21 protein-coding genes are annotated in these 22,873 nt (G+C 59.4%); 6 read left to right on the forward strand and 15 right to left on the reverse strand.

Annotation, left to right across the window (positions count from 1 at the left end; genetic code table 11):
* Position 1: 1 nt before the first annotated feature.
* The 3 genes from ACGHEN_RS10460 to ACGHEN_RS10470 form a co-directional block, all read right to left on the reverse strand.
* Positions 2 to 1,726, reverse strand: a complete 1,725-nt coding sequence (locus ACGHEN_RS10460) for an ABC transporter ATP-binding protein (RefSeq protein WP_390399274.1) — start codon at positions 1,724 to 1,726, stop codon at positions 2 to 4.
* The gene (locus tag ACGHEN_RS10465) at positions 1,726 to 2,226 is read right to left on the reverse strand and encodes a MarR family winged helix-turn-helix transcriptional regulator (protein WP_390399276.1); all 501 of its coding nucleotides are present in this window, start codon (positions 2,224 to 2,226) and stop codon (positions 1,726 to 1,728) included. Before ACGHEN_RS10465 ends, ACGHEN_RS10460 begins: the two co-directional genes overlap by 1 nt.
* A 177-nt stretch (positions 2,227 to 2,403) precedes the next feature.
* Positions 2,404 to 2,694: a CDP-alcohol phosphatidyltransferase gene (locus ACGHEN_RS10470; RefSeq protein WP_118260475.1), complete on the reverse strand. Its 291-nt coding sequence runs from the start codon at positions 2,692 to 2,694 to the stop codon at positions 2,404 to 2,406.
* Positions 2,695 to 2,989: 295 nt separating this feature from the next.
* Here ACGHEN_RS10470 and ACGHEN_RS10475 point away from each other — a divergent pair, with 295 nt between their 5' ends.
* Entirely contained in the window at positions 2,990 to 3,517 is a 528-nt protein-coding gene (locus ACGHEN_RS10475; protein ID WP_250787204.1) for a nitroreductase family protein, read from the forward strand.
* 55 nt (positions 3,518 to 3,572) lie between these two features.
* Here ACGHEN_RS10475 and ACGHEN_RS10480 read toward each other — a convergent pair whose 3' ends face one another.
* From ACGHEN_RS10480 to ACGHEN_RS10490, 3 genes are all read right to left on the reverse strand, one after another.
* A complete protein-coding gene (locus tag ACGHEN_RS10480; RefSeq protein WP_250787205.1) occupies positions 3,573 to 3,953 on the reverse strand; it encodes a hypothetical protein in 381 nt (126 codons plus the stop codon).
* A gap of 278 nt (positions 3,954 to 4,231) precedes the next feature.
* Positions 4,232 to 5,449, reverse strand: a complete 1,218-nt coding sequence (locus tag ACGHEN_RS10485) for a helix-turn-helix domain-containing protein (protein ID WP_390399279.1) — start codon at positions 5,447 to 5,449, stop codon at positions 4,232 to 4,234.
* Between the two features lie 266 nt (positions 5,450 to 5,715).
* Positions 5,716 to 6,750, reverse strand: a complete 1,035-nt coding sequence (locus tag ACGHEN_RS10490; RefSeq protein WP_250787207.1) for a YeiH family protein — start codon at positions 6,748 to 6,750, stop codon at positions 5,716 to 5,718.
* Positions 6,751 to 6,943: 193 nt separating this feature from the next.
* Between ACGHEN_RS10490 and ACGHEN_RS10495 the strand changes: the two genes are divergently transcribed.
* Entirely contained in the window at positions 6,944 to 7,645 is a 702-nt protein-coding gene (locus ACGHEN_RS10495; protein WP_390399281.1) for a GntR family transcriptional regulator, read from the forward strand.
* A 285-nt stretch (positions 7,646 to 7,930) separates the two neighbouring features.
* On the opposite strand, the gene glmS is transcribed toward ACGHEN_RS10495, so the two are convergent.
* From glmS to ACGHEN_RS10515, 4 genes are all read right to left on the reverse strand, one after another.
* Positions 7,931 to 9,778, reverse strand: coding sequence for a glutamine--fructose-6-phosphate transaminase (isomerizing) (glmS, locus tag ACGHEN_RS10500; RefSeq protein WP_373205001.1), 1,848 nt, complete (start codon positions 9,776 to 9,778; stop codon positions 7,931 to 7,933).
* A gap of 195 nt (positions 9,779 to 9,973) precedes the next feature.
* A complete protein-coding gene (locus ACGHEN_RS10505; protein ID WP_373205002.1) occupies positions 9,974 to 10,621 on the reverse strand; it encodes an amino acid ABC transporter permease in 648 nt (215 codons plus the stop codon).
* 33 nt (positions 10,622 to 10,654) lie between these two features.
* Complete coding sequence (locus ACGHEN_RS10510) at positions 10,655 to 10,900, reverse strand: hypothetical protein (RefSeq protein WP_390399283.1); 246 nt, start codon at positions 10,898 to 10,900, stop codon at positions 10,655 to 10,657.
* Positions 10,819 to 11,535, reverse strand: a complete 717-nt coding sequence (locus tag ACGHEN_RS10515) for a substrate-binding periplasmic protein (RefSeq protein WP_390399285.1) — start codon at positions 11,533 to 11,535, stop codon at positions 10,819 to 10,821. Before ACGHEN_RS10515 ends, ACGHEN_RS10510 begins: the two co-directional genes overlap by 82 nt.
* A 245-nt stretch (positions 11,536 to 11,780) precedes the next feature.
* Between ACGHEN_RS10515 and ACGHEN_RS10520 the strand changes: the two genes are divergently transcribed.
* Positions 11,781 to 12,914 (forward strand): LacI family DNA-binding transcriptional regulator, encoded by a 1,134-nt coding sequence (locus tag ACGHEN_RS10520; protein ID WP_390399286.1) that lies wholly within the window; start codon positions 11,781 to 11,783, stop codon positions 12,912 to 12,914.
* 215 nt (positions 12,915 to 13,129) lie between these two features.
* Positions 13,130 to 14,335 (forward strand): ATP-binding protein, encoded by a 1,206-nt coding sequence (locus ACGHEN_RS10525; protein ID WP_271744602.1) that lies wholly within the window; start codon positions 13,130 to 13,132, stop codon positions 14,333 to 14,335.
* Between the two features lie 201 nt (positions 14,336 to 14,536).
* Here ACGHEN_RS10525 and ACGHEN_RS10530 read toward each other — a convergent pair whose 3' ends face one another.
* A complete protein-coding gene (locus ACGHEN_RS10530; RefSeq protein WP_390399288.1) occupies positions 14,537 to 15,187 on the reverse strand; it encodes an HAD family hydrolase in 651 nt (216 codons plus the stop codon).
* Between the two features lie 167 nt (positions 15,188 to 15,354).
* On the opposite strand from ACGHEN_RS10530, the gene ACGHEN_RS10535 reads away from it, so the two are divergent.
* Complete coding sequence (locus ACGHEN_RS10535) at positions 15,355 to 16,233, forward strand: hypothetical protein (RefSeq protein WP_390399290.1); 879 nt, start codon at positions 15,355 to 15,357, stop codon at positions 16,231 to 16,233.
* 308 nt (positions 16,234 to 16,541) lie between these two features.
* Complete coding sequence (locus ACGHEN_RS10540; RefSeq protein WP_390399292.1) at positions 16,542 to 17,525, forward strand: DNA/RNA non-specific endonuclease; 984 nt, start codon at positions 16,542 to 16,544, stop codon at positions 17,523 to 17,525.
* 129 nt (positions 17,526 to 17,654) lie between these two features.
* On the opposite strand, the gene ACGHEN_RS10545 is transcribed toward ACGHEN_RS10540, so the two are convergent.
* The 4 genes from ACGHEN_RS10545 to ACGHEN_RS10560 form a co-directional block, all read right to left on the reverse strand.
* Complete coding sequence (locus ACGHEN_RS10545) at positions 17,655 to 19,730, reverse strand: translation factor GTPase family protein (RefSeq protein ID WP_349125159.1); 2,076 nt, start codon at positions 19,728 to 19,730, stop codon at positions 17,655 to 17,657.
* 297 nt (positions 19,731 to 20,027) lie between these two features.
* Positions 20,028 to 20,777, reverse strand: coding sequence for an amino acid ABC transporter ATP-binding protein (locus tag ACGHEN_RS10550; protein ID WP_390399419.1), 750 nt, complete (start codon positions 20,775 to 20,777; stop codon positions 20,028 to 20,030).
* A 188-nt stretch (positions 20,778 to 20,965) separates the two neighbouring features.
* Positions 20,966 to 21,619: an amino acid ABC transporter permease gene (locus tag ACGHEN_RS10555; protein ID WP_195645347.1), complete on the reverse strand. Its 654-nt coding sequence runs from the start codon at positions 21,617 to 21,619 to the stop codon at positions 20,966 to 20,968.
* A 150-nt stretch (positions 21,620 to 21,769) separates the two neighbouring features.
* Complete coding sequence (locus tag ACGHEN_RS10560) at positions 21,770 to 22,630, reverse strand: transporter substrate-binding domain-containing protein (RefSeq protein ID WP_368238569.1); 861 nt, start codon at positions 22,628 to 22,630, stop codon at positions 21,770 to 21,772.
* Positions 22,631 to 22,873: the final 243 nt, after the last annotated feature.

Raw genomic sequence — 22,873 nt, forward strand, 5'->3', positions numbered from 1 at the left:
GCTACTCACCTCCCTTCATCTGCGATTCCGCGATAGCACGGTACACCTCGCAGGTTTCCATGAGCTCGTCGTGCGTGCCTAGGCCCACGACCTCGCCATCCCTGAGCACCACGATCTGGTCGGCATGCAGAATGGTCGAGATACGCTGCGCGATGATGAGCACCGCGGCATCGCGCGTCTCGTCCTGCAGCGCATGGCGCAGTGCCGCATCGGTCTTAAAGTCCAGGGCCGAGAAACTGTCATCGAAGATATATAGATCGGCATGCTTCATGAGCGCACGGGCGATGGCCAGACGCTGGCGCTGGCCGCCCGAAAAGTTCGTGCCGCCCTGCGCCACCGGGGTATCGAGCCCCTGCGGCTGATCGAGCACAAAGGTGCTCTGGGCAACCCGGAGCGCATGAAGCATGTCGGCCTCAGTCGCGTCTTCGTTGCCAAAGCGCAGATTGCTTGCCACGGTGCCCGAGAACAGCCATGCCTTTTGCGGCACATAGGCAATGCGCCCGCGAATCTCGTCTTGCGAAAGGTCGTGCAGATCAACGCCGTCCAGGCGAATGGCGCCCTTGGTGGCATCGTGGAAGCGCAGCAGGAGCTTGGCCACCGTCGATTTGCCCGAGCCCGTCGAGCCGACGATCGCGGTCGTCTGACCGCGGCGACAGGTAAAGCTCAGATTGCACAGCGTGTCCTCGTCGGCGTCGTCAAAACGAAACGACATATGATCGAACACGGCGACCGCGTCGGCTCCGTCTGCGGACTCAGGCGCCCCGTCGCCCAGCGTAGCCTTGCCGTCCACGATGCTCGGCTCGATTTCGAGCACCCGCTGCGCACGGTTGAGGCACGCCGCGGCGCGCGGAAGCGTCAGAATCACCATCTGCGCCATCATCACAAAGAAAAGAATCAGGATCGCGTATTCCAACACGGCCGAAATGCTGCCGATTTGCATGGCGTGGACGCCCACGCGGTTGCCGCCCACCCACAGCACCGCCACCTCGGCGATGTTCATCAAAAAGAAGCTGGAGCTGTCGAGGCCCACAAACAGGTGGTTGACCTTGATGGCGTTGGCCGCGTAATCGCTAAACACCTCGTCCAGGCGCTGCTCCTCGTGGCGCTCCTTGTTAAATGCGCGGATGACGCGCACGCCCACGATGTTCTCGCGCAGCACCACGTTCATGCGGTCGATAAAGCTCTGCAGGCGCATAAAAATCGGCGCGGCGTTAGCCACCGTAAAGACCGCCGCCACCAGCACGATCGCAACCACCACGCCCAGCAGCGTGCCCATGGCGGGATCGATGAACCAAGCAAAAATGATGCCTGCCACGGCCAAGAATGGCACCGGCAACACCAGCTGAATTGTCTGCAGAATCGCCTGCTGGATCACGTTGATGTCGTTGAGCGAGCGCGTGATCATCGAGCCGGTGCCAAAGCGCTCAAAGTCGCTGGCAGACAGCTCGAGTGACTTGTCGTAGACGGCGTTGCGGATGTCACAGGCCACGTTGGCCGCCAGGCGAGCCGAAAGATAACAGCCCAGCACCGCGCCACCGCTGGCCATGCCGGTCGCGATAAGCATGTACAGGCCGTTGCGCAGGATGTAGTCGACATCACCCGTCGTGATGCCGGTATTGACCATATTCGCCAACATCGTAGGCACCAGCAGCGTGCCGACGTTATCTATCAGCAACACAAACAGTGTCACCGCAATCAGCCCGCGATACGGCTTCATAAACCTCATCAAGAGTCGCACGTCTCCCCCTCTTCTTGGTTTTCCGCTTGGCTCTCGGCGGCCATCTGCTGTTTAAACGCCTCGCACTCCTCGTTGAGCACGTGGGAAAACTTGCCGACCAGGCGCATAATCTCACACTGTTCCCAGGGCTCGAGCGCGCCAAAGGCACGCTGCTCGGCTTTAACCGCCGGCAACGCATAGTGCTCGGCGAACCGCCGGCCCTCATCGGTCAAACAAACGACCTTATTCTTGCGGCTGCCTTCGGCAAATTCCAGCGTCGCGAGCCCTCGCGCCGTCAGGGTTTTAATTGCCGAGTTAATGGTCTGCTTGCTATAGAACCATTCGCTCGTGAGTTGGCTCACGGCAACGTCTTCGTCCGCCGTGCTGATATCGACGAGCATCCAATGGGCGCAATCCGAAAGGCCGCAGGCACGCGCGAACTCTGAGTAAATACGGTCGAGCCCGTTGAGCATCCGGTCAAAATCGACCGACGTAACCGCGCAATCCATCTCTCCCACCATTCGATAGTCCGAATTTTGACTAATTGAAGTTTCAGATTAGTCCGAGTTTTGACTATCGTCAAGGGCTTCATTCGCAGCGCGCAAGCTATACAACATATCGACAAAAAAGACCGCCGGCGCGGGGGCAGCGCCGGCGGTCATGAGAGGAAATAGATTATCTGCCCGTTAGGCGGCAACGGCCTCGTAGACCGTAGCGCCCGAGAAGCTATCGTGCAGGCTCTTGCCGCAGATCCAGGGCAGCTCGACGACCTCGCAGACCGTGTTGACCAGCTCGGAGCAGTCAGTAAAGTGGCCCTTATCGTTGAGGGCCTCGCAATCCTGAACACGCCAATAGCCATCGGTGTGCGTGATGTAGTACTCGTGATCGTTGATCGACACGAAAGCGCGCGTCTTGGAACGCAGCAGCTTCAGAAATCCTTCGAAATCGGTCTCGACGACATCTCCAGCCTGGAACATGATAGTTACCTCCTGGCCCGGCGCCACCACGGCGCGTTGATAAACGTTGGTACTCCTTTAGTAAAACCTTTATCAGAAGTTATGCGGGCATCATTTAGGCAAGTGGTAAAAAACCGCAGGGTAGACGGGATAAAACGTTTAACCATCCCACTGGTTAATCACATTCTGACTGCAGTTTTATGCAAGCCGACTTTTCCGATTGGTGGCTATTGCTGTTTGGAGTCCTCTGCGCGATTACGGCTACGGCACGACGGGTAAGAACGGAGCATCTGCAACGTCATCGCTAGGAGAGCCCATGGAGACCATCGAAGCGCTCATCCGCCGCCGCAGCTGCCGCAAATACAGCGACCGCCCTGTCGAGACCGAAAAGCTCGCACGCATTATCGAAGCCGGCCAGTATGCACCGAGCGGCATGGGGCGCCAGCCGGTGACGTTTGTCGCCGTTACCGATCCGGCGACCGTCGAGCGCCTCTCGCAGCTCAACGCCCAAGTTATGGGCAGAGAGGGAGATCCCTTCTACGGCGCCAAGACCGTTGTGGTGGTGCTGGTCGACCGCAGCGTGCCCACGCACCTGGAAGACGGCTCGCTCGCCATGGGCAACCTGCTCAACGCAGCCTATGCGCTGGGCGTTGATTCATGCTGGATTCATCGCGCCCACGAGGTTTTCGATTCGCCCGAGGGCCTGGAGCTGCTGGCCAGCTGGGGTCTGTCCGCCGACGGAAGCCTGCGCGGTGTTGGCAACTGCATCCTGGGCTATGCCGAGGGCACGCTTCCCGAGGCCAAGCCCCGCCGCGAAAACGTGGTGTATGTTCCGCCGTTCTAACGAACGGCGGACCCGCTGAAAGGCCCCGTCCCATATTTGCTGCCCCACTCGCAACTTATCTTGCCGATGGAGTTGTTGCCGTTTCGCTCGTCTGACTCGCATCGGCGTCGTCGCTTTGCCCGCCTTCGTCCTTTTGAGCATCGGCAATGGTGGCAGCAGCTGCGACCATACCGCGCTGGGGCGCCACACCCGTCTGGTCTTGTGCGCCTTCAACAAGCTCCGTGCCAGCATGCGCAAGTTCAGGCGATTTGAAAATCGCGCCCAGACTCGCGCCGTCGCCGGCATATCCGAGCGCCGCGAGCGCGATGACGATTATCGCGGCAACGACCACGATCGGCACGTAACGATGCCAGCCTGCAGGATTGAGGCCGCTACGGCGGGCAGCACCGCGGCTGATGTAGCCAAGCGTTCCATCGTGCTTGAGCTTTGAGCCCACCACGCGCCTTCGTCCCCACAACGAGGACTCGGCCTGCATGGCCAAGCGAGCGCTTGCCGAAGGATAGCCATATTTTGTGCGCTTGAACGAGCCGTCGAACCCCGAGGCGCTTTTGCCCCACGTCCGCGAAGTCGTACGCCGGCCGACCGGCGCCGCACTTCGCTTTGTTCGGTTCGTTTTTGAAGTCTCCGCCATACTCCCCCGCACGCCGTAACACAATCGAAACAATGCTTCTTTGGACTGTATCACACGCGCCGCACGCGGTCACGGCGCCTCGCTCAGCGGTCGTTGTCCTTCAGCAGGCGCCATAAAGTCGTGCGGCTTATACCGAGCACCTCTGCCGCACGTGTCCTGTTGCCGTGAAGGTGCTGCAGGACCAACCGTGCGACATCGCGCTCGGTATCGGCCAGGGGACGCAAGATGTACAAATCGCTTTCGAGCGCCGGGGCGCCAAAGGTCGCGGTCTTGATAACGTCCTCCTGGGCAAGCACCTTTTTCGCCACGGCACGCTCCACCGTACCCGCCCCCACTAATATATAGAGTCGTTCAGAGACTTCACGCAGCTGCAGGTAATTGCGGGGCCAACGGTACGCATCGAGCGTCTCTGCCGCGGCGGCGGACAACATGGGGGCACCCGTCTTAAACATATCTGCCAGATACCCCAGATAGCGCGCAACCTTTTCCGACGCGCCGCCCTGCTCGGCAATCGCCGGCGCCACACTCACTGCACAGGCCAGACGCTCGGTTACAAAAGCAGCCTGATCGCTTTCGCCGCCGCCCGGCATATCGTTTGCCGTCAACACCACATGGCAACGAGTTGCGAGCACCGTGTCGATCATTGCGGACACGAGCTCGCGCAGACGTTGGGGGCCAACAGCATGCCAGCCGCCCATGCAAAGTGTCAGCCCCGTTTGGAATAGCGGCGATTCGGAACTTTTGAGCAGATGGCGCCAGCCGCGATCCGTAAGCTCATCGAGCGCAACGGACACAAAGGGCTGATCGGCATAGGGTCCATCCAGGTACAGGCGTTTTGCAATCTGATCCTGCCCCGCGCCCAGCTCGCCCTCGAGCATAAGGGGCACCCCACGCGCATAGCTCCCACGTACGGGGGCAGCGACCGCCGCCGCATCTTCGACGATGCCGTACGTGCTCGACGCGTAGCGAGCCTCGACTTCGTCGGCATTGAGCCACTCGATGCCCGCATGCGTCGCAGCGGCGCGCACCTCATGCGCCACGACCACCCAAAGCGCTCCGCGCTCCTTGGCCGTCGGGCGCACCGTCAAGCTCAACCGCACGCCCTCGTGGCCCATCACCAGGCGCGCCCCATCGCCCACGCGAGCGAGACGCTCGGAAACAAAAGCGGCGATATCCTGCTCGAGTGCCGCGTCACTCATAGTCGAGATCACAACGCCACCGCGCTCGTCGACTGCCAGCGCCGATACTCCGGCTGCGGACAATGCCTCAATCAGAATCTGCAGCTTGGCATCGCTATCCATGATTTGCCCCTGTCCGCGGCGACGTGCAACCGCCGACGGTCGCACGACCGAATGTTTCAAAATTGAACGATATTACTCACCAAACACTATAGGGCAAAAGTCGCCGTCCTGCGAGTATATGAATTGCCCCGCATCGCCATCCTGGCGGGGCGATAAGAGCTCTTCGGGACCTATCAACCTGCGGACAAGCCATACCCGCAAGAGCTCCTATCGCTCCACCGCAGGTATGCGCTCGCCAGCACGCAACACGCAAATCAGCTACTTCTCTACCAGATTCCCAGCACGTGCTGCATTCCCAAACTCATGCATGCAATGCCAATCCAGCAGCAAAAGCCCAACGCGATGGGTTTGCCGCCCTTTTTGACCAGCTCGACGATATCGGTATTAAAGCCAATAGCCGCCATGGCCATCACGATAAAGAACTTCGACAGCTCCTTGATGGGCGCCGTAATGGACGCAGGAAGCTGAAGCACCGTGGTGATCACGCTCGCCAGCACAAAGAACAACACAAACATGGGAAACGCACGTTTAAGCGAGAACGTGCTTTTGGCGTCGCCGCCGGCCTTGCGCGCCAGATGCATCTGCCAGCATGCGAGAGCCAATGTAATGGGAATAATGGCCAGCGTCCTGGTGAGCTTAACCACTGTGGCGCTTTCGAGCACATTGGCGCCGGGATGCATGCTATCCCAGGCGCTCGCCGCAGCCGTTACCGACGAGGTGTCGTTGATGGCGGTGCCGGCAAACAGGCCAAAGCCCTCGTTGGTCAGCCCGAGCATGCCGCCGAGCGTCGGAAACACGAGCGCCGCGATAACGTTAAACAGGAAGATGACCGAAATGGCTTGGGCAATCTCGCGATCGTCGGCATCGATGACGGGCGCGGTCGCAGCGATGGCCGAACCGCCGCAAATCGACGAGCCCACACCCACAAGCGTCGCAATCTTGCCCGGCACGTTCATAACGCGGCAGAGCACGACGGCGATGACAAGCGAGGTCGAGATCGTCGCCACGATAATCGGCAGCGACTGGGCGCCCTTGGACAGAATCTGGGAGAGGTTCATGCCAAAGCCAAGCAGGATAACCGCGTACTGCAAGACTTTTTTAGACGTATAGGTGACACCGGCGGCGAGCTGTTCGCGACGATTCTTGGGAAAGACGAGCGCCAGGACCATGCCAAAGAGAATGGCAAATACCGGACCGCCGACCACCTCAATTTGTTTGCCGAGCAACGTCGCGGGAATGGCGATGATCAGGCAGAACAAGACGCCTTTCCAGCGCTCGCGTACGATATTCGCCAGTTGCATATGAGATTCCTTCTTTCTATTTCACGTTTGCGACGGCTTATGATACGGCAATGTTGAGCACAGCCCTGCGCAAATACAGACTAAGATGCCGCAATAGTTCTCGGACAACAGCCGAATTACCCACCGCGGAGAGCTGGTTCGCGGCATAATAAACAACTGACATATGAGTTTGATAGAACAGTTGCGAGGCGCTATGGAAGAATCGATGCACGTCGGCGAGCAGGAAACGAGCCTACAGGACCAGTCCTACCACACCATTCGACGCAAAATCGTCTACCTGGACTACAAGCCGGGCGAAAAGCTAGGCGTCAAGCAGCTTTGCGACGACCTGGATATGGGGCGCACCCCTGTGCGCGAGGCACTGGTGCGTCTGGCGCAAGAGAGCCTGGTGCGCACCGTGCCCCAAAGCGGCACCTATGTCTCGCCCATCAACCTCACCTTTGCCGAGAGCGCCTGCTACATTCGCGAACACCTGGAAAAACAGGTGATTGTGGAGTGCTGCGCCCGTGCCACCTCGGCAGGCATCGAGCAGCTCGACCGAGCCATCGCGCTGCAGGAAAAGGCCATGGCCGAAGAGGATCGCATCGGATTCTTTTTAAGCGACAACCTCATGCACCGCATGATCTTTAGCATCGCGTGCCGCAGCACCGTGTGGTCGTGGCTCGAGGCGACCAATGCCGACCTGGAGCGCTTCCGCTGGCTGCGCGCCGCCACGCAGAGGCTCGACAATCAGGAGATTGTTAACGAGCACAAGCAAATCCGCCGCGCCATCGCCGGCCGCGACCCCATCGAGGCGAGCTTTTTGGTCAGCAAGCACCTGCATATGATGTTCCGCAACCAGACCGAGGTCCTGGACCAATATCCCAAGTATTTCGAGACCAGCAAGCTCCGCTAACCTGCCAAAAAGGGACAGGTTTATTTCGGCAGGTTTTATCTGGGCAAATGCAACAAGGCCCGACTCCGCCACAACGGAGCCGGGCCTTGTTGTTGGCGCGTTTCGACAACAGAGCACTCGATGTCAGTCGTCAACAGTGAGCGAGCCGCATTTGCGCCAAGGTGACGTGAAATGAGAGGGCGCTGACCTTCTGGTCGCGCCCTCGAAATTGAACGTCAGATTGGCGTGAATGCGGCTCGCGCAGCGTCGACCGGTCCGCCGTTCGGCAGAACGGCGGAACAACAATTACTCGACAGTAACGCTTTTCGCCAGGTTACGAGGCTGGTCAACGTCGCAACCGCGCAGGATGGCCACCTCGCGGGCGAGCAGCTGCAGCGGAACGCTCGCCGTGATGGGGCTGAACACGTCACGGACGGACGGCACGCGAATGATGCAGTCGGCAATCTTGTTGATTTCCTCGTCGCCCTCGGTAGCAACGACGATGACCTTGGCGCCGCGAGCCTTGCACTCCATGAGGTTCGACACCGTCTTATCGTATGTTGCGCTCTTGGTTGCCACCGCGATGACAGGGAAACCCGGATCGATCAGCGCGATGGGGCCGTGCTTCATCTCGCCGGCGGCATATGCCTCGGCATGCAGGTAGCTGACCTCCTTGAGCTTAAGCGCGCCCTCATAAGAAATGGCGGCGCCCATGCCGCGACCCACAAACAGCGCGGACTGCGCGTCCTTGCACACAAGCGCGGCCTCGTGCACGGCCTCGGTCTGCGTATCCAGGATCCACTGGATCTGCTCGGCCGTATCGGAAAGCTCGCGGAACAGCATGCGCGTCTGCTTGGTGGTCAAGCGGTACTTGACCTGCGCCAGCAGCAAGGCCAAAAGCGTGAGGCTCACGACCTGACCGATGAAGCTCTTAGTCGAGGCGACTGCAATCTCCTTGTTGGCCTTGGTGTAGATGACGCCGTCGCTTTCGCGCGCCACCGGGCTGCCCACCACGTTGGTGATGCCAAAGACCTTGGCGCCCTTGATGCGCGCATCGCGAATGGCGGCAAGGGTGTCGGCCGTCTCGCCCGATTGGGACACGGCCACGACGAGCGTCGTCGGCGTGATGATGGGGTTGCGGTAGCGGAACTCGCTAGCCGCCTCAACCTCGGTAGGAATACGAGCCCAGCCCTCAATAAGGTTCTTGGCGATGAGTCCGGCGTGGTAGCTGGTGCCGCAGGCAATCACATATACGCGGTCGATATCGTTGAGTTCCTCGAGCGAAAGGCCCAACTCGTCGATATCGAGCTCACCGGCAGGGGTCATGCGGCCCACCAGCGTGTCGCGCACCACGCGCGGCTGCTCGTGAATCTCCTTGAGCATAAAGTCGGGATAACCGCCCTTTTCGGCCATGTCCAGGTCCCAGTCGATATGGGTGATCTTGGGCTCAATCACATTGCCGGCCTCGTCGGTATACTCGACGCCTGCGGGCGTGAGCTTGGCAAACTGACCATCTTCGAGCACCACGACATCGCGGGTGGCATCGATAAGCGCGATCACATCGGAGGCAACGTAGGAGCCGGTCTCGCCCACGCCGACCACAATCGGGGAGTCCTTGCGGGCAACGGCGATCACGCCAGGTTCGTCGGCGCACACGGCGGCCAGGCCATAGGCGCCCACCACGTGGGTGCAGGCCTCGCGCACGGAAGCCATCAGGTCGCGCGTCTCGGCATAGGCCTCTTCGATCAAGTGCGCGAAAACTTCGGTATCGGTCTCGCTCTTAAAGTGATGGCCGCGGCCCTCCAGCTCTTCGCGCAGCTCGGCGAAGTTCTCGATGATGCCGTTGTGGACGATGGCGATGCGACCATCGCAGCTGGTGTGGGGATGGGCGTTGACAACGGAAGGCTTGCCGTGAGTGGCCCAGCGGGTATGGCCGATACCGCAGGTAGCGTCGCTGTCGATATTGGAAAGCTCGCTCTCCAGGCCCGCAACCTTACCCACGCGGCGGATGACGTCGAGGTGAGCCGCGGCGCCCTCGCCCACCTCGAGCGCGACGCCCGAGGAGTCATAACCGCGATATTCCATACGCTTAAGGCCCGTGACCAGAATGTTCTTTGCAATATCAGAGCCGGTGTAGCCGACAATTCCGCACATAGGATAAATCCCTTCGCTCGCGTGACTGCAAAACGCCCACGCACGACGGGCGCTGAGACGTATAACGTCCGAGTATTGTACTCACACAAACGCAAGCTGATATACCAGAAGTGGTATCTTAAACTGGATACCACTCGATGCACACACCCTACCACCACAACGGTAACAGGCACCTTTGCTGTGGTTGGCACTCCCCTAGGGACGCAGGCGGCGTTCGAGCCGATTGCCCAGGGCCGTGAGTGCCATAACAATGACGTAGTAGACCACGGCCACCACTAAAAACGGTTCAAAGGCTCGATAGGTGAGCGCCTGCACGCTCTGGGCGGCGCGCATCATATCCATCAGGCCGATGGTTGCCACCAGCGAGGAGCTCTTGAGGACCGTGATCACTTCGTTGACCAGAGCAGGGGCAATCGAGCGCATCGCCTGCGGAACGATGATCTTGCGCATCATGGGAACATAGCGAAGCCCGATGGCCCGAGCGGCATCGTACTGCCCCCGGTCAACGCCCTCGATACCACCGCGCACCGTCTCGGACACCGTCGCTGAGCCGTTGAGCCCCAGCGTAATGGCACCGGCGGCAAACATCGAAATTTTGAAGCCCGTGAGCTGCGGCGTCGCAAAGTACGCCAAAAAAAGCAACACGATGAGCGGCACGCCGCGAAAGATAGAGGTGTAGAAGTTGAGCACCGCACGCAATGGGCGACAGGGCAAAACCTTGAGCACGGCAATGAGAAAGCCCAGGACGAGTGCTAGGGCCAGCGCGGCGGCCGTCACCTGACAGGTCACGACCAGGCCGCTCATAAACATCGGTATATATGGTTCTAGCAGTTCAAACTTCATCAGCATGCCCTTGGCGCGCGCCTCACCGGCTCGCTATTTTCCGGCAACCGTCGACGTACCGGAAGCGGAATAGTCGCCGTTCCACATGAAGTCGGCGCCCACATACTGCTTGATGCAGTCATCGATGGTGCCGTCCTCGAGCATCTCGCCGATGCATTCGTCAAGCGCCGCGACAAATCCGGCACCCTTCTTGGCCATCAGGCGGTACACGCCCACGTGATCGCTCGTCTCGGAGCGATCGAGCAGGCCCAGCACCAGGCCCTCATTCGCATCGCGCATGGACTGGCCCTCGGCGCCGTCACACAGGTAGGCATCGATGCGCCCGGCGAGACCTCTTGCAGGCACTGGTCGCCACCGTCGTACGTGTGAATATCAGCATCGGGCATGACCTTGGCGATGAACTTGTTCTGCACGGTACCGGTGGTGCAGGCGATAGACTTGCCGACGAGGTCCTCAACGCGCTTGACGGGATCGCCGCCGAGCGTGAGAACGCCCACAAGCGGCTGATAGTAGCCGCGCGTGAAGTCGTAGGTCTGCTCGCGCTCTTCGTTGGAGCTCATCGCCATGGTAAAGGCCTTGTCATCGCTCTGCACCGATGCAAGCGTGGCGGCAAAGTCCTGCGGCTCAAAGTCGTAAGAAAAGCCCAGGCGCGAGACCATCTCGTCGGCAATGGCGATATCCAGGCCGACAACCTTCTGCTTGCCGTCCGACTGCGTCTCCAGATAGCGATAGGGCGCAAAGGCATCGTCGCCCACAAAGGTGAGCTTGGCGCCCTTGATATCGTCGCCCGCAACCGCGGCAGAACCGGCGGCAGAGCCCTTGTCAGCGCCACTGCCAGCGCAACCGCTCGCCGCAACCATTGCAGCACCGGCGATCAAACCCAGGAAATCACGACGAGAAACAGCGCGAGTCATACCAAAGCCTTTCAATCTACGATCAAAACGGCTTCTATTGTAGACACTCCACTGTTTAACGCGCAGCCCAGCCGCGCCAAAACCACCACAAAGGGGGACAGGCACCTTTGTGTGGTCTGGACTCCGGTGTTTGCCCAGATAAAACCTGCCAAAATAAACCTGCCCCTAATTGGTGGGTTTTGACACCCTGGGAACGGGCGATGCTACAATCTGACTCGTACTTGAAACGCATCAAAGGGGCCGCTATGGCAAAGGTAAAAATCAGCGACGTCGCGCGCGAGGCAGGAGTCTCACTGGGCACGGTATCCAACGCGCTCAACCACCCCGAAAAGCTGCGCCCCGAGACCCTCAAGCTCATCAACGAGACCATCAATCGCCTTGGCTACCTGCCCAACCAAAGTGCTCGTCAGCTCGCGGGCGGCGCCACCAAGTCCTTTGGCCTGGTCCTCCCCCGTCTCGACCATGGCTTCTCTCTCCAAATTGCCAGCGGCGCCCATAACGAGGCCCGCAAGCACGGCTATGACCTGCTCATCGCCAACGCCGATAACGACGACATCCTCGAGGACCACTACCTGCGCTATTTTATGGGCACGCAGATGTCCGGCGTCATGGTTCAGCCTATGGCGTCCCCCGATTGGCACCCCGCAATGACCAAGATGCCCGTGCCGATCGTCCATCTGGACATCCACTGCCCCGAACCCGGTTACTACGTGGCCGCCGACAACGAGGCGCAAGGGCGCATTATCGCCGAGCTCGCCATCACCCGCGGCGCGCGCCATATCACCGTTGTGGGCAGAGCGGCATTTATGCAGCTCACCCTGCGCGTACTTGGCATTCATAAGGCCCTCGTCCTGCATCCCGATATCAAAATTGAGGTCATTGACGCCGGAGAATGGAATACCGCTGCCGATGGTTACAGCATCGGCGCTCAGATTGCCGAGCGCTCTACCGGCGAGCGTCCCGATTTTGTCATCGGCCTGACCGACGTATTGGCCTCGGGCATCATCGCGGCACTAACCGACAAGGGCATTTCCGTCCCCGACCAGATTCTTGTCGCCGGCTGCGACGGCAACCCGCTTGCCTGGAGCGGATCGGTCCCCCTCACCACGGTAGCACCACCGGGCTACGAGATCGGCCGCAAGGGCGTGCAGCTGCTCATGGAACAAATCGAGGATAAACCTGCCGCCAAGACCAAACGAGTCCGCATCGGCTCCGCCGCGCGCACCGTCACCACGGTCACGGCCACCGAGGACATTAACCGTCAGGAGCTCGTGCGCCCCTTCTTGCTCGAGCGTGTGAGCACCCAAAAGGCCGAGCAGCACCCGACGGGCCCATCCGCGGCCCCAATAACCGACATCAACCTGGGCGCCTACTTGTAACAAAAAACGCCGCAACGGAAACAGGCCCGCTGCGGCGTTTTTTACTGGCCCCATGTGCCCTCCCCGTTTAGCCGGACCTGCAGCTACGGATATTTATGGAATGTAATCCATTTTTCATTAACTTTTTTGTTAGAATAGACTCAATTCCATATTTTTAGATATTTCCTATAAGTATTGATTTTGCTCCAGTTTTTTCTCGCCAAGAAAGGGGTTTCATGAATCTGATTGATCGCAAACAGTACCTCGACTGGCTCATTTCGTGGAAAGACTCGCACGTCATCAAGGTCGTTTCGGGCGTGCGAAGGTCCGGCAAATCAAAGCTATTTGAAATCTACCGCAGCTACCTGCGCGATCATGGAATCACAGGCGGCCAGGTTATATCCCTCAACTTTGAAGACCTGGAGTTCGAGTCGCTTACGTCGTATAGAGCACTCTACGACTACATTTCCGCCAGACTCGTCCCCGATAAGATGAACTACGTTTTTCTGGACGAGATACAGCACGTCGAGCATTTCGAAAAAGCCGTCGACAGTCTTTTTATCAAGGACAATGTCGACCTCTACATAACCGGTTCCAACGCCTATCTGCTCTCGAGCGAACTGGCAACTTTGCTCTCCGGTCGCTACGTAGAGCTCAAGATGCTGCCCCTATCCTTTAAGGAGTTTTGCTCGGCAAAAACCAATGACGGAAAGGCTCCCGCGCAGTTGTTTGACGAGTACATCACCCGGGGCTCTTTTCCCTTTATCGCCGAGACGGGCATTCAAGGACCTCAGGCGCGCGATTATCTTATGAGCCTCTACGATACCATCGTCATACGCGACGTTATCGAACGCCTGAAGGTCTCGGACGTCCCGACCCTGCGCGATATCACCAAGTTCCTACTCCATAGCATTGGAAACCGGATCTCGATTAAAAAAATCTCCGACACGCTCTCGTCCAACGGCAACAAAACCGACCAGAAAACCGTAGCCAAGTACCTCAAAGGCTTAACAGACAGCCTTGTGCTGTACTTTGCTCCGCGCTATAACGTGCGCGGTCGGCAGCTTCTTTCAACAAACGGCAAATACTACGCCGTTGATCTTGGACTTAGAGGCGCTCTCGTCAAAACCCAAAGCAGCGATATCGGTCATATCCTCGAAAATGTTGTTTATCTCGAGCTCCTACGCCGTGGATACGACGTCTACGTGGGCGATATCGACGGCGGGGAAATCGATTTTGTTGCCCTAAAGTCAGACGAGACAGCCTATTTTCAAGTTTCAGCCACAACGCTCGACGAAACTACCCTCAATCGAGAGTTGGCCCCCTTTAAGAAGGTCCGAGACAACTACCCCAAGACGCTTCTTACGCTCGACACGCTGTTTGCGGACGCGAACTACGAAGGAGTCCGCAAGCGCAACGTGATCGACTGGCTCCTGGAGTAACTTGTAGCGTCATAACCCTCCGCCAGCTCCTTACCAAGGCCGCAGCCCCAGTCGCTTAAAGCACAATGCCCCTCTTATCGGCCAAAACAGCAATCTTGGCGTGATAAGAGGGGCTGACTGCGTCAGCGCCTCCACGCAGGCGCCGTTACCGTCACCGTCCCGCGGGATCGGGTGCGGGATATGGCGACTCACGTGCGAACGCTAGCGCACAGCCTTGACCGCGGCCGGCAGATCGAACAGCGTATCGAGCACAGCCTCGCAGCCATCCACCACGTCCTGCGGCAGCGGCACGATATCGGGAACGGCAAAGACGTGGCAGCCGGCCGTGATGCCCGAGACGCAGCCGTTGCGAGAGTCCTCGACCACGGCACATTCCTCGGGAGCGAAGCCCGCGCGCTCGCAGGCAAGCAGGTACATCTCAGGGTTGGGCTTGCCGTGCACGACGTCCTCGCCGCAGGTCACCGTTTCAAACTTGTCAAAGAGGCCGACCATCTTAAGGTTGCGCTCCGCCGTAACGTGGCGCGACGACGTCGCAAGGCCCACGTGATAGCCCGCAGCCAGCAGCTCGTCTAGACACTCGGCGGCGCCGGCCTTAAGCTCCAGTTCGGTCTTGACTATCTCGTCGCGAATCTCCTTGTGGCGGACATAGATCGCCTCGGCGGTTTCGCGACTACCGTAATGTTCATCAAGGATGTCCATGACATCGGGCAGCGTGCGGCCGATAAACTGATGGATCAGAGCATCATCAATCGCGATCCCCAGCTCGGCAGCGCCCGCCTTCCATGCCTTGATGCCTAAACGCTCGGTATCGACCAGCGTTCCGTCCATGTCAAAAATAACAGCCTTGATCATATCGGCCCCCTCACCGGATTGCATTACTGCCACTCTACCGCACTTTACAAACTTGTATATAACGTATATAGCATATTGCACTTTCGTTACATAGGTAGAGGTCTTATGACAGGCAGCTCGGTAGGATTATAGTTTTCAACCGAGTACTCAATGGTAAGGATCGTTTCATGCTTTCAGACACTACTGCACCTGCAGAGGAGCTTCAGGACAAACTCGCGACGCTCGAGCAGTTGCTTTTGGCATACGGACGCGTCGCCATCGGCTTTTCCGGTGGCGTCGATAGCAGCTTTTTGGCCGCGGTCTGCGCCCGCATTATGCCTGCCAGCACGCTTCTCGTTCACCTCACCACGCCGCTCATCGGCACGCCCGAACAAACCTCGTTTGAGCGATCCGTTGACGGGCAAACCAATGAGGGGCCGCATTTTAAGCTCCCCGTGCTCAATCTTTCGGTCGATCAGCTGCAGCTCCCCCAAGTAGCCTGCAACGACGCCAATCGCTGCTACCACTGCAAGCAGGCCGGCTTTACCGCCATCGTCAACCACGCCAAGTCGCTGGGCTTTTCCACCGTCATCGATGGCAGTAATGCAAGCGATCGCGGTGACTACCGCCCCGGCATGCGCGCGGCAGAAGAGCTCGGCGTACGCTCCCCTCTCATGGAGGTCGGCTTTACCAAGAACGAAGAGCGCGAGCTGTTGCGTGCATGGGGCTATCCCGTTTGGAGCCTGCCGGCGGGAGCCTGTCTTGCCACGCGCGTCCCCACGGGCGAGGAGCTTACGCGCGAGAAGGTCGATTTGATCCGCGCCTGCGAGGATTACCTGCACGATCTTGATCTGGCACAGGTACGCGCGCGCTTGGTCGGCGGCTGCATGCATATCGAAGCCGCTCCCGCAGATGTCACCAAGATTGCCGCCCTCGGCGGTACCGCCGTCGATGCCGAAGGCAAGACCCCGCTGCCCGCCGCCATCGAGTCCGCGCTGCGCGAGCTGGGCTGCGGCCACATCTCCCCCGAGGTCACCCCCTACATCCACGGCAACATGAACCAATAGCGCATCCCGATGAGTTGCGGTGGAATAGTTCCTGTTTTGCGGCCAATCGGGCACAAACAGGAACTATTCCACCGCAACTTCGTTTGGCGGGCATTGACCCGCAGACCTGCCAATAAGGGACAGGTTCATTTTGGCAGGTTTTATCTGGGGAAACGCCAGACAGCCCCATATACACAACCGCCGCAGCTCCATATGAGGCAAATGAATCAGCAGCGTCTATTCCAAATCTTGAGTATTTGTTCGGCGGGACGGCCTCTGCCGGCTCCTGCTAGACTGGTAGATTCCCAACCGTCCATCCAGGAGCCTCAATGTCGCGCAAGTCCGCTTACAAGCAAGTGCTTTCCATCGGCACCGCCGTGGTGCTGGGGTTTGCGCTGTTCACAGGGTCGCTCGACGGAGCGCCCAAGCTGTTGTCGCCGCAAAGCGATGAGCAGGCAGCGGCTCTGGCCGAAAAACAAAGCGAGAGTCCCAGCCGCACCGACGACGAGGCAGACCTGGTCGCTCGACTCGAATCGGGAACAGCGAGCTCCTCGGTCTCTCAAAATAGCCAAGACTCTGGCGATGACTCAGATTCCGCCGCGAGCGACACCGATGACGACGCCTCCGCGGACAGTGCCGCCACCCCTATCGACGCGGTCGAAAACCCCGATCTCGACCGCGCCCGCGGCGTATACCTCAGCAGTATTCCCGACTACGCGGGTAACCCCTATGTTGCCCTGCGCGCCGATAGCACGCACCCGCTCGGCACACCATCATTCACGCTCGATGAATACGAGCGGGCCACCGAAGAAGGATGCTTTAAGAAGTTCTCAAAGCTCGACAGCCTGGGCCGTACCCGCAAAGCACTCGCCTGCATAGGACTCGAATCGCTCGGCAAAGGCAAGCGCGGCGATATCTCACGTATCCACCCCGCCGGTTGGCACCAGCAGCGCTACGACTTTGTTCCGGGCCAGAGCCTCTATAACCGCTGCCACCTTATCGCTTGGTCGCTCTGCAGCGAAAACGCCAACCGCAAAAATCTCCTGACCGGCACGCGCTATCTCAACGAGACGGGCATGCTGCCGTTTGAAGAGCAGATCCTCGGCTACATCCGCGACACGGGCAACCACGTGCTCTATCGCGTCACGCCCATGTATAACGAGGAGGAGCTTGTCTGCCGTGGCGTGCGCCTTGAGGCGCAATCGGTCGAGGACCACGGCAAGACCCTCTGCTTCCACGTATATTGCTACAACCTGCAGCCGCATGTGCAGATCGACTACGCCACCGGCCGCAATCAGGCCTCGGGAGACTAGGGCCGACCGCGCCTCCCGTAACCAAAAAAATGATCCGTTTTCCTCCGTCCCCAAGGGATCAAATAAGGCCGCCCCGGTTACCCAGGGCGGCCTTTTCGTCAGCACCTACATTGCAGGCAACGCCACACGCTACTTGGCGCGACCCTCCTCATAGCGCTCGACCAGCTTGGCCTGAACGTCATAAGGCACCTGCTCGTAGCCGGCGGGCTTCATGGTAAAGTCGCCCGTGCCGCGCGTGATGGAGCGCAGACGCGTCGAATAATCCGTCAGCTCGGCCAGCGGCGCCTGGGCAATAACAACGGTGTCGCCGCGTTCATCGGTCTCCATGCCCGTCACGCGACCGCGCGAGGCCGAGATATCGCCCATCACGGCGCCGGCGTAGCTCTCGGGGATGGTCACCGTGATTTCCTCGATGGGCTCCAGCACCACCGGGTCGGCATCGGCGCATGCCTTGCGCAGGCCGATGCGAGCCGCCGCGCGGAACGCCATCTCGTTGGAGTCGACGCTGTGATACGAGCCGTCGTACACAGCCACGCGGATGCCAGTAAGCGGGTAGCCGGCAATAATGCCGTCCTTCATGGTCTCCTGAACGCCCTTGTCCACGGCGGGAATGAGCGAACGCGGAATGCGACCGCCCACGACCTCGTCTACAAACTCATAGCCATCGCTCGTGCCGTCGGGCCCAATGAGTGGCTCAACGCGCAGCCAGCAGTCGCCATACTGACCGGCACCGCCAGTCTGCTTCTTGTGGCGACCCTGGGCACTTGCCGTGCGGCGAATGGTCTCGCGATACGGAATACGGATCGGCACGCTCTTGGCCACGACCTTGGTGCGATCCTCAAGGCGATTGAGCAGGACCGAAACCTGCGCCTCACCCACGGCGGAGATGATAGTCTGGCCGGTCTCCTCGTCACGATCGATGCTCATGGTCGGATCGGCCTTGCACGCCTTCTCGATAAACGTGTATAGCTTCTCCTCGTCACCGCGGTTCTCGGCCTCGATGGCGATGCGGTACTGCGAGTTGGGGAACTTAAACGCCGCAGCCTCGACCTTGCCGGTAATCGAGAGTGTATCGCCCGTCTCGGCCGCCAGCTTGGGCGCCACGATGATATCGCCGGCATAAGCGTGGCCGACCTCGGTCATGTCACGGCCGCACATCACATACAGGTGGGCCAGACGCTCACCCTTGCGCGTGCGCGCATTGACCAGCTCAAGGCCCGGCTCAAGCGTACCCGTCAGCACCTTGATAAAGCTGATGCGACCCTGTTGCGGATCGGCCAAGGTCTTAAACACAAATGCCACCGGGCGGTCATCGTCACTCGAGATCTTAAGCGAATCGCCGTCGATGAGCGGCATCTCGCCGTAGTCCGTCGGCGCCGGGAAGTACGTGGCGATATCGTCCATCAGCGAGTTGACGCCCTGCTCTTTAATGCAATCGCCCGCAAAGACCGGCACAAAGATGCGCTCGGCGATCGCCTTCGACAGCAGGCCTTCAAGCTCCTCCTGCGTCAGTGTCTCCTCGCCTTCCAAGTACTTCATCATCAGTTCGTCGTCAGCCTCGGCCACCAGCTCGCACAGATGGTCATGGGCTTCCTCGGCCTGGGCACGATACTCCTCGGGAATCTCCGACTCAACGGCTTCAGTGCCGTTGCAATGGCGTGCCTTCATGCGCACCAGATCGATGATGCCGTCGAAGTCCTCGCCCTCGCCCCAGGGAAGGGTCACGGCGCCCAGGCGCATACCAAAGCGCTCCTGCAGCAGATTCATCGTGGTCGCAAAGCTGGCCTCAGAGCGCGACAGGCGGTTTACGAACACCGCACGCGCCAGACGCAGGTCCTCGGCGGCATACCAGAGCTTAACCGTCGTAGGCTGTGGGCCGGCCTCGGCATCGACCACAAACAGAGCCGTCTCGCAGACGCTCATCGCGGCAAAGGCGTCGCCGATAAAATCGGGATAGCACGGGGCATCGAGCACATTGATGCGCGCGCCCTTCCAGTCGATCGGCGCAATGGTCGTCGAGATGGAAAATGCACGCTTGACCTCCTCGGGGTCATAGTCGAGCGTGGGCTTGGTGCCGTCGTGGCCGCCCAGGCGGGCGGTCTTGCCAGAAAGGTGGAGCATGGCCTCGGCGAGTGAGGTCTTGCCCACCCCGCCTTGGCCTACGAGCACCACGTTCCTTACGTTACCGGTCTTGGGAGCACCCATGATGACCTCCTTGCAGGGCCGCGCGCAATGCGCGACGCCAACGGGGAGAGTTCGCGGTCGGTGCCATCCCGGGAGCAGCATGGTCGGCAGCCGAGCCGACTCACCCTCCAAATGTCCTATGCCACCACCCTACCCTCACGGGCGACCGTCCATGCATACCTTTCGGCGCACGTATGAATACAGGCGGCGAGAGGAAGAAGAGCGCATGCGAGGCGATTATTAAACCCCATCGATACAAATAAAAGCCGCCGCAGACCATAAGACCTGCGGCGGCTTTTTCTCAATATATAGCTGAGCCTAGCCCTCGATACGGCTCAAGAACTCACGGGTACGTTGCTCACGCGGGTGATCGATAACCTGCTCGGCAGGACCCTCCTCGACAATGCGACCGCCGTCCATAAAGACCACGCGGTCGGCAACATCGCGCGCAAATTGCATCGCGTGGGTCACGATCACCATCGTCATATTCTGCGCGGCAAGGTCTTTAATGACACGCAGCACCTCGGCCGTTAGCTCGGGATCGAGCGCCGAAGTCGGCTCGTCAAAGAACAAGATCTCCGGGTCGAGCGCCAAGGCGCGGGCGATACTCACACGCTGTTGCTGACCACCCGAAAGCTCACATGGCACCTTGTTCTCGTTGCCCGTAAGCCCCATCTGCGCGATCAACTCACGCGCACGCGCTTCGGCCTGCTCGCGCGGACGCTTGAGTACGCGAACCGGAGCGTCGGTGATGTTTTTCATCACCGTATAGTGCGGGAACAAATTGTAGTTCTGAAACACCAGACCAAACCGCGAGCGCGCCTGTTTAGGCACATCGCCCTTTGCGTACACCGCGCCCGAACCCGCATCCGTCGCGACGGCAAGGTCGCCAAACGAAAGCGAGCCACCGTCGAGCGTCTCGAGCAGCGTGGCGCAGCGCAGCAGCGTGGACTTACCGCCACCCGAAGGCCCGATAATCGCCACAACCTCGCCACGCTTTACCTCGAGTGAGATATCCTTGAGCACCTTATTGCCGCCAAACGCCTTGCGCGCGTTCAATATTTTCATTACCGTTCCGGACACGGGAACCTCCATGTGTTTAAAAAGTCAGCGAGCGTGTGACTGGCGAGACAATGTGCTCCGAAAGAGGAGCGCCGCGTACTTCTGTACGCAAGCGACGGCTTGAGGAGCAGATTGGCCGTCAGGCACGCGCGCAGCGTCGAGCAGTCCGCCGTTCGCTAGAACGGCGGAACGATCTAGTCATGGTAGTAATCCAATTTTTTCTCGGCGGCGCCCAGCAGCATCTCGACCACAAAGTTAAAGACCCAGTAGATCAGCGCCGCAATCGCAAACGGCACCATGCTCACCTGCGAGGCAACCAGCGCCTTGGCGGTCGAGAACATCTCACCCACGCCAATGGCAAACGCCAGCGACGTGTCCTTGACCAGCGTGATGATCTCGTTGCCCATCGCCGGCAGAATACGCTTGGCGACCTGCGGCATCACGATATACAGAAACGTCTGCGTGCGCGAATAGCCCAGCACCTCGGCGGCCTCATATTGACCGCGCGGAATCGACTGCAAGCCCGAGCGATAGATCTCGGCAAAGTAGCCGGCGTAGTTGATGATGAACGCCACAACGCACGCCGTCCATTTGGAATCGGGCGTGAGCGAGATGCCGAACACGTAATACGGGGCAAAGTAGATGGCAAACATCTGCAGCATGAGCGGCGTACCGCGCATGACCGAAATGTAGATGCGCGCAATCCAGCGCAGCGGCGCGACCTTGCTCATGCGCATAAACGCCACGGGAATTCCCAGGGGAATCGACCCGAGCAGCGTCAGCACAAACAGCTGCAAACTGACCAAGAATCCCTGGCCAAGCATCTGCATCATGACCTGAATAGACAACCCAAGCTCTCTTTCACAGTAACGGAACAGCGAACCCAATGCTAAAGCGGGTTTTCCAGGTGCCCGAGTTTGCCGTGAAAGAGGAGCGCCGCGTACTAAATGTACGCAAGCGACGGTTTGAACGGCAAAATCGGGTGCCTGGGAAAGCCGCTATTTGAGCACCCAGTTGTCGAAGGAAAGACCGTAATCTGCATATTTATCACACAGGTCCTTGACCGTGCCGTCCTCATAGAGTGCCTTGAGCGACTCGGTCACGGCATCGGCCGACTTGGTGTCGCCCTTCTTAAAGCCGACGGCGTAGTGCTCGCTGGACAGCGGCTCATCAAGCTGTGTATAGGCATCGGGCTTGGCGGCAAGCTGATACTGGGCAATCGAGAGGTCACAGGCGACGGCATCGACTGCACCACTCTCGAGCTGCATAAACGCCGTGTTGTACTCACCGATGGTATCGAGCGTGGCAAACGTCGCGGCCAAATCCTTCTGGTCGCCCTCGAGCACATCCTGTGCAGCGGAATCAGTCTGGGTAATCACGGTCTTGCCGGCAAGATCGTCCCAGCTCTTGATGCCTGCATCCTTCTTTACCACCAGCACCTGCTCGTTGAGCATGTACGGCTCGGAGAACGTGTAGTCGTCCTCGCGGCCCTCCATGGTAAAGCCGTTCCAGATACAGTTGATGGCGCCCGAGTTGAGCAGCGTATCCTTGGCATCCCAGTCGATGGCCTCGTATTTGACCTCCCAGCCCTGCTTATCGGCAACAGCCTTGGCCAAATCGAGATCAAAGCCGGTGTACTCGCCATCGTCGCCCACAAAACCATACGGAGGATAGGACTTATCAAAGCCCACCACGAGCTTCTTGGACTCCGCAGCGCCCTTCACATCCTTGGCCGCGGCAGAGCCAGCGGCGGAGCCCTTGCCGGCGCCACCGCCGCAACCGACAAGACCAAGGCCAAGCACCGTGGCGAGCGAGCCGGCTAGACCAACAAACTGACGACGAGACATATCGGTGTTCATGGTATTCCCCCTTGATGACACTTTAGTTAGGTAAAGTGAGTCATGTAACGTTCAGAATAATACACTTTAGCGTGATAGAGCACAAGGCGAGTTTGCCCGCCGCGTGAGGGGTGTGGGGGTTAAGTTTCCTGCTCTACAGTCCTGCTCACGACGGAGGCCACATTAAGTGGCCTCCTGTTCGTGCGGAACTCGCGATAAACTTAACCCCCACACCCCTCACGCGGCGGGCAACCGTCGTTGGGC

Source organism: Collinsella sp. i06-0019-1H4, from assembly GCF_042849575.1.
Taxonomy (GTDB): domain Bacteria; phylum Actinomycetota; class Coriobacteriia; order Coriobacteriales; family Coriobacteriaceae; genus Collinsella.